Annotated in this window: 7 protein-coding genes; 3 read left to right on the top strand and 4 right to left on the bottom strand. The window is 53.2% G+C overall.

Annotated features, from left to right (window positions below):
- Positions 1-221: 221 nt before the first annotated feature.
- The 3 genes from hemE to P3X23_RS11010 are packed head-to-tail and all read left to right on the top strand — an operon-like array spanning position 222 to position 2696.
- Positions 222-1253, top strand: coding sequence for a uroporphyrinogen decarboxylase (gene hemE / locus P3X23_RS11020; RefSeq protein ID WP_300876685.1), 1032 nt, complete (start codon positions 222-224; stop codon positions 1251-1253).
- A complete protein-coding gene (locus P3X23_RS11015) occupies positions 1253-2200 on the top strand; it encodes an NAD(P)-dependent oxidoreductase (RefSeq protein ID WP_300876683.1) in 948 nt (315 codons plus the stop codon). Before hemE ends, P3X23_RS11015 begins: the two co-directional genes overlap by 1 nt.
- 28 nt (positions 2201-2228) lie before the next feature.
- The gene (locus P3X23_RS11010; protein WP_300876680.1) at positions 2229-2696 is read left to right on the top strand and encodes an EVE domain-containing protein; all 468 of its coding nucleotides are present in this window, start codon (positions 2229-2231) and stop codon (positions 2694-2696) included.
- On the opposite strand, the gene P3X23_RS11005 is transcribed toward P3X23_RS11010, so the two are convergent.
- From P3X23_RS11005 to folB, 4 genes are read right to left on the bottom strand one after another with little or no spacing between them, the layout of a single operon-like run.
- Positions 2693-3235 (bottom strand): hypothetical protein, encoded by a 543-nt coding sequence (locus P3X23_RS11005; RefSeq protein WP_300876677.1) that lies wholly within the window; start codon positions 3233-3235, stop codon positions 2693-2695. The two genes, P3X23_RS11010 and P3X23_RS11005, sit on opposite strands and share 4 nt — an antisense overlap.
- A gap of 49 nt (positions 3236-3284) precedes the next feature.
- Positions 3285-4361 (bottom strand): glycine cleavage system aminomethyltransferase GcvT, encoded by a 1077-nt coding sequence (gcvT, locus tag P3X23_RS11000; protein ID WP_300876674.1) that lies wholly within the window; start codon positions 4359-4361, stop codon positions 3285-3287.
- Positions 4354-6405 carry a thioredoxin domain-containing protein gene (locus tag P3X23_RS10995; protein WP_300876671.1) on the bottom strand — a complete coding sequence of 684 codons (2052 nt, stop codon included), beginning with the start codon at positions 6403-6405 and terminating at the stop codon, positions 4354-4356. Before P3X23_RS10995 ends, gcvT begins: the two co-directional genes overlap by 8 nt.
- The gene (gene folB, locus P3X23_RS10990) at positions 6389-6772 is read right to left on the bottom strand and encodes a dihydroneopterin aldolase (protein WP_300876668.1); all 384 of its coding nucleotides are present in this window, start codon (positions 6770-6772) and stop codon (positions 6389-6391) included. The genes P3X23_RS10995 and folB overlap by 17 nt, the downstream gene beginning before the upstream one ends.
- Positions 6773-6904 lie beyond the last annotated feature (132 nt).

Raw genomic sequence — 6904 nt, 5'->3', positions numbered from 1 at the left:
GCGCAGTCGGGAGATGGGGTGACCATTCTCAACGATGCCCAGTTTCAGCCCCGCACATGGTAGAGCAAAGGAATTCGCTTTTGGAATGTAGGAGCGATCGCCCCCTAGGGTATGATTGTAGGGTTAAACTCTGTGGATCGCAGGCAATACCTGACTTCAATAGGGCTTGCTGAGCGACTCTGCCAGAGTCATGGAAAACGATTGGAATTATACATTTTAGGATGACCACCCCTTTACTCCTTCGTGCTGCCCGTGGTGAAAGCGTTGAGCGTCCGCCCATTTGGTTGATGCGGCAAGCTGGGCGCTACATGAAGGTCTATCGTGACCTGCGCGATCGCTATCCTTCGTTTCGCGAGCGGTCAGAAACTCCTGAACTCGCCATTGAAATTTCGCTCCAACCCTTTCGTGCCTTCGCTCCAGACGGCGTGATTCTCTTTTCGGATATTCTCACGCCCTTGCCGGGGATTGGTATTCCCTTTGACATTGTTGAGAGTAAAGGACCAATTATTGACCCACCCATCCGTACGCTTGAGCAAGTGCAGCAGCTCCATTCCTTGGAACCGGAAGCGGCCTGTCCCTTTATTCGTCCAATTCTCTCAACACTGCGCCAAGAGGTGCGCGATCGCGCCACCGTACTGGGATTTGCGGGTGCCCCTTGGACCCTTGCTGCCTATGCCATTGAGGGCAAAAGCTCCAAGGACTACATTGAAATTAAAACCATGGCCTATCGCGAGCCAGACTTGCTCCACAAGTTTTTGAGCCATTTGGCCACTGCTGTTGCTGATTACCTGTGCTACCAAATTGACTGTGGCGCTCAGGTGGTGCAGCTCTTTGATTCGTGGGCGGGTCAACTGAGCCGTCAGGACTACGATGCATTTGCCTTCCCTTACCAAAAGCAGGTGGTTCAGCAGGTCAAAGCCGTCTATCCCGATGTGCCGATCATCCTCTACATCAATGGCAGTGCTGCAGTGGTTGATCGCATGGCGGCAACAGGGGCAGATATTGTCAGCCTTGATTGGACAGTGGATATCGGCATGATTCGCCAGCAGTTTCCTGCTCATGTTGGTCTTCAGGGGAATCTAGACCCAGTCGTGCTCTTTGCCCCACAGCCGGTGCTCAAGGAACGGGCACTCGCGATCATCGAGGCGGGTCGCAAGGGCAAATATATCTTTAACCTGGGTCACGGTGTTCTCCAAAGAACTCCTGAAGAAAATGTGGGCTTTCTCTTTGATTTGGTAAAGTCCCTCGGCTAATGCGCATCTTAATCACTGGTGCCAATGGTTGTATTGGTCAGTACATCTCTGAGGCGCTGATCCAAGAGACAGACCACGAACTCTTTTTGCTGGTGCGGAACCCAGCACGGCTGCAAATTGAGCCTCGCCAGCGATCTGGGGTGAACGTGATCCAAGGGGATTTAATGGATCTGACATCCTTGGAACCCCTATTGCCAACCCTCGATGTTGCAATCTTGGCGGCAACTGCTTGGGGAGGAAAGAACGTCTTTGCTATCAACTGCGAACAAACTTGCTCTCTCCTCAGGCAGCTCGATCCCCAACGCTGCCAGCGGGTCTTTTATTTTTCAACGGCAAGTATCCTCAATCATCAGATGGAACCGCTGCCGGAAGCAGGTACCTTAGGAACGGATTACATTCGCTCAAAGTACGAATGTCTCCATGCCATTGAACAATTGCCCGTGGGCGATCGCGTGATTGAACTATTTCCGACAATGGTGTTTGGGGGAGGGGCTGATGGTAAACGTCCCTCATTCATCACGGAGGGAATGCGTGAAGTCCTCAAGTGGCTCTGGTTAGCTCGCTTTTTCCGAGCAGATGCCAGCTTTCACTTTATCCATGCCCGCGACATTGCCCAAGTGGTTCTCTATCTGTTGCAACATCCTGAGTATCCAGTACCGCGCCGTGTGGCTTTGGGTAACCCGCCAATTACTGTCAATGAAATGTTGGCGCAGTTATGTGCTGCTGCAAAGCTGCCTATTTATGTGCAAATCCCGTTGACACTGCCAGTGATTAACTTCTTTGTGCGAGTATTTCGAGTGCAAATGTCGCCGTGGGATTATTTTTGCTTAAACTATCGCAACTTCACCTATGAGACGGTGCTAAATCCTCAAGCACTAGGGCTAACCCCCTACTGTGCCACGGTGACAGATTTGCTACGCTGTAGTTTGGGCACAGCAGACCTCTAAACCAACCATTGCGGAGTCTTAGTCTTTGATGGCAGGCATTTGGCTATTGAAGTCGGAGCCAAGTGTTTTTTCTTGGCAGGATTTGAAGGCAGCTCCACAACAAACCACCTGTTGGGAAGGCGTACGCAACTACCAAGCACGCAACTTTATCCGCGATCAAATGCAGGTGGGCGATCGCGTGCTCTTTTATCACAGTAATGCCAAGCCACCAGCAATCATGGGCATTGCTGAAGTTGTCAAGCCTGCCTATCCCGATTATTTTGCTTGGAACCTCGACAGCCGCTACTTTGATCCCCGAAGCACCCCTGAGAATCCCCGCTGGTTTATGGTGGATATTCAGTACCGCTGGGACTTTCTACCTCCCATTACACTTCCAGAACTGCGGCAAACGCCCGGCCTAGAGCGGATGATGCTGTTGCAAAAGGGCTGCCGTCTTTCAGTACAACCAGTCACTGAATCAGAGTGGCGGATCATTCTCGGCCTGCGATCGCCCTAGGGTTGGCGAGGCAAACGGCGTAGATAGGGTAAATTTTTCAGGCGACGCTCGCTAGAGTATTGAAAGCCAAAATCCGCATATTCTGCAGTATTGACCAGTCGGCGAAAGGCCGATAAGCCAATCCGCCGTTTACCATCAAGGGTACTCACCTTCGACTGCGGGTTTGCCAGATCTCCTCCTAGCAGTTGAAAGGCCTCTTCGGAGGTTAGCCATTCCTTGCTGGGATCACCTGTAGGGATTTTCTCCTCGAGGCGCCTGAGCTTCGTGACCAAGCTTTCCCATAGATTGCGGCGAGGTTGTTGCTGCTGCAGGCGAGAGCTAAGCGATCGCCACAATAGTTGCAGTTGCACTCCGAGATACTGGAAGAAACGCTGGATCAACCGCCCAATCTGATTCAAAAGCAGGGGTAATCCCATGGTTGACGGTGGCGGCGATCTCTCAATGACTACGGTACTCCAACCACAGGCACTACACACTTGGCGACCAGACGAGAGTAGCTTTCCTAAACGGGCAGAACAGCGAGGGCAAGTTTCCAGCATTCGTTGCTTTTTGTTACCGATGAATCAAATTTTAGCGGAATGGGCTCCGTTATCGAGGGCGACGATAAAAAGGGCGAGGAACCACCACTGCTGGCACTCGGCGATCGCGCACCTGTACCTCCAGTTCACGACCCGTGTGGGCAAACTCTGGAAAAACATAGCCGAGGGCGATCGCCTTCCCCAAGGTGGGAGATAGGGTGCCACTGGTAACTGCGCCGACGGCCTGTGCGCCTGCATAGATTGGATAGCCATGGCGAGCAATGCCTTTGCCGACAAGTTCTAGACCCACCAACTGCCGCTCAATTCCCTGTTGCTTTTGCACCAAAAGGGCAGTACGACCTACAAAATCGGGCTTTTGCCAATCAATCAACCAATCAAGACCCGCCTCTAGGGGAGTGGTTTGCTCATCCATGTCTTGGCCATAGAGGAGCATTGCCGCCTCCAAGCGCAGGGTATCCCGCGCCCCCAAGCCACAGGGAGTAACACCGGCTGCCAGCAGGGTTTGCCACAACTGTTCCCCCAATTCTGGCGTTACAAGAAGTTCCCAACCATCTTCACCCGTGTAGCCGGTGCGGGCAATCCAAGCGGGCTGTCCCAATAGATTCACCTGAGCATGGCGATAGGCCTTAATCTCCCCTAAAGAGCGATCGCTTAGGGGAGCAAGAGTTGCCGTTGCAGCAGGACCTTGAAGGGCAATGAGCACCTGTGTTGTTGACTCATCAATAAAATCAATACTGGCGGGTAAATACTTCTGAAACCATGCCCAGTCCTTGGCAGTGGTGGCTGCATTGACAATACAGCGTACCTCCCCATCGCCAATGTAGAAAATCACATCATCCACAATGCCCCCGCCTTCATTGAGAAGGAGAGTATATTTCGCCTGGCCGGGTTGCAAACGACTCAGATCCGTGGGCACCCGTTCTTGTAGTGCCGCGATCGCCCTAGGGTCTCGCAGGAGAAACTTACCCATGTGGGAAATATCAAACATCCCCACCCGCTGCCGCACCGCTTGGTGTTCCTGCAAAATACTGCTGTACTGGAGGGGCATCTCCCACTCGCCAAAGGGGGTAAACCGTGCTCCTTGATGCAGGGGATAGAGGGGGGTACGACGCAAGGATTTAGCCATAGGTTACAAAAGGAAAGAGACTATCCAGTTGTTGTTGCAGTTGGGCAGGGGTCAGTGCCGGTTCACGGCAGCGCAAGCCTTCACAGACAAGGGCAATAGGTTCTAGGTCAGCGCAAACTTTGAGGACAGCCGTCGGCAAGTAGCGATCCAAGAAGGTGGTCACCTGATCAGAGCGCGTTTGCACACAAACTGGTTGCAAATACCACTGCAACGCTGCCAAAAGGCTCGGACAACTTTGGGGAGACTCCTTCATCAACTGGCTAAAGAAACGCAGTCCCTTTTCTGCCTGTTCAAGATAAGTGGGATTTTCTGTGAGCAAGAAGAGCTGCACCAAGTTGGCGATCGCCACCCCATTGGCAGAAGGTGTGGCATTATCCAACCCTTCCCGCTGGCGCAGAATCAAGTCGGGTCGCTCTGGAGCATTGTAGTAGCCCCCGTCTGTTGCCCCTAATTCCTGATCAAAAAGGGCTTGATACCGACAGGCCAACCCCAGCCACGGCTGCGCCGCTTCCCCCACGGCTAAACTGGCGTGATACAGGGCAAGAAGGGCTTGGATCCAGTAGGCATAGTCTTCGGCCTGCGCCACCTCAGTGACACTGCCCCCATAGTTTAGGCGGTAAAGTTTGTCCTGCTGATATTGATGCTCGTGGAGCCATTGAGCTGCTCTAGCTGCCCGTTGCCAGTAGGCGTGTGCCCTCCAGACTTGGGCAGCCGTGGCTAAGCCGGTAATCATCAGGCTATTCCACGCCAAAATCATTTTGGTATCGGTGACTGGCGGAATCCGTCCCGGCCAAGCCCGCCCTTTAGCAGTTGCATTATCGGTGGCCACAGGAAAGGGCCGATCCAGGGGTGTATCGGCACCATAGCGGCGGGCAAAAAGTTTACGCAGAATCGGTTTTAGAGCTTCAGGCTTTTCAGGGGGGCGCACTTGCTTGAGCACAATTTTGCCCTCGAAGTTACCCTTGGCAGAGATGTCAAAGTGGGCTTGCAATTGGGTCAATTCAGTTTGGCTTAAGATCTGCTTTAGCTCCGCATACTGCCAGCAGTAAAAGGCGCCCTCCTCGGGTTCAGAATCATGAGCACTAACAAAGCTATCGGCATCTTGAGCCGCGTAGAAGTAGCCCTCAGGAGCAGTCATTTCCCGATCAAGCCATTGAATTGTTTGGGCAATTGCACTGGGAATCTGGGGGGAGCGATCGCCCTGCTGCCACAGCCGTGCCAGATAGGTCACAATTTGGCCATTGTCGTAAAGCATTTTCTCAAAGTGGGGCACCGTCCACTGCGGATCGACGGTGTAGCGATGCCAGCCACCCCCCACATGGTCATAGATGCCCCCCTGCAAGAGGTTATCTCCCCGCAGCCGACACAGGTGCAACAGTTCGCCAGGATTGGAACTCAGAGCTAACCCCTGGAGAAGCATTTGGGCATAGGGCATCATGGGAAAACAGGTGCCTTGGGGGCGATCGCGCAAAATCGGCGTGACTTTGCGAATCCCCGCCCTGAAGAGGTCTGCAGTTAGGGGAACTTGCTCTTTTGTCTCAGCTGGGGGGACCAGATACTGCCAGAGGGTAGCCTGTTGGGCAGCAAGCTTGTCCTTTTCTTGGTCATAGAAGCGGCGCACCGCCTGCAACACTTGCAAAAAGCCCGGCCGGCCGTAGCGCGGTTGTACAGGAAAGTAAGTGCCGCCATAAAAGGGACGGCGATCCTGAGGGGTAAGGAAGATATTTAGCGGCCAGCCCCCTTGCCCCGTCATCAGTTGCAACGCCTGCATGTAGAGGCTGTCAATATCGGGTCGCTCCTCGCGATCCACCTTAATCGGCAGGAAATAGGCATTGAGATAGGCGGCAATCTCTGGATCGGAAAAGGCTTCCCCCTCCATGACTGTGCACCAGTGGCAACTGGAATAGCCAATCGAGAGAAAAATCACCCGATCCTCGGCAGCAGCTTTGGCAAGCGCTTCATCGCACCACGGCCACCAGTCAATGGGGTTTTCGGCATGCTTGCGCAGATAAAGACTTTGGCACTGGCTAAGGCGATTTGGCATGGGGGCGTACCATTTCAACACTAATTTGACCTGTAAAGTTGGGCACTGGCGGGGCAAGTTTTGTTACGCGTACCGCTGCCCGCTGCACTTGGGGCGGGGCAAGGCAAAGGTTCATAATCGCTGCCGCAAGAGTCTCGATTAACTGAAAGCGCTGTTGCCGCATGAGCTGCTCAATTGCCTGCAACAGGGGGCGATAGTCAAGGGTGTCCTCAAGGCGATCGCTGGCCGCCGCCTGGGCCATATCAAACCAGAGCTTAATGTCAATCTCAAACCACTGGCCAAGAATTTGTTCCTCCGGAAGGGCGCCCGTATAGATGTCGTAGCGAATTCCCGAGAGGTGGTGACAGTAAATTGATGATTCGCTCAAGGTTATCGATCCCTAAATACACAGGAAAAAATTCTGCTGGGGTTAATGATTTTTGTGCCCCTTGCACTTCTTAACTTTATCGTAACAATGGCAGCATTGGTGAGGTTGATCCTAATTGGGCGCGCCATTTTT

Source organism: Thermosynechococcus sp. Uc (assembly GCF_029335995.1).
GTDB lineage: Bacteria > Cyanobacteriota > Cyanobacteriia > Thermosynechococcales > Thermosynechococcaceae > Thermosynechococcus.
The sequence above is the reverse complement of the archived record's forward strand: the minus strand, read 5'-3'. Positions and strand labels throughout refer to the sequence as shown.

What these genes read in the sequence shown, in the direction of transcription:
- hemE (WP_300876685.1), top strand. Translation starts at nt 222, where the DNA reads ATGACCACCCCTTTACTCCTTCGTGCTGCCCGTGGTGAAAGCGTTGAG.
- P3X23_RS11015 (WP_300876683.1), top strand. Translation starts at nt 1,253, where the DNA reads ATGCGCATCTTAATCACTGGTGCCAATGGTTGTATTGGTCAGTACATC.
- P3X23_RS11010 (WP_300876680.1), top strand. Translation starts at nt 2,229, where the DNA reads ATGGCAGGCATTTGGCTATTGAAGTCGGAGCCAAGTGTTTTTTCTTGG.
- P3X23_RS11005 (WP_300876677.1), bottom strand. Translation starts at nt 3,235, where the DNA reads ATGCTGGAAACTTGCCCTCGCTGTTCTGCCCGTTTAGGAAAGCTACTC.
- gcvT (WP_300876674.1), bottom strand. Translation starts at nt 4,361, where the DNA reads ATGGCTAAATCCTTGCGTCGTACCCCCCTCTATCCCCTGCATCAAGGA.
- P3X23_RS10995 (WP_300876671.1), bottom strand. Translation starts at nt 6,405, where the DNA reads ATGCCAAATCGCCTTAGCCAGTGCCAAAGTCTTTATCTGCGCAAGCAT.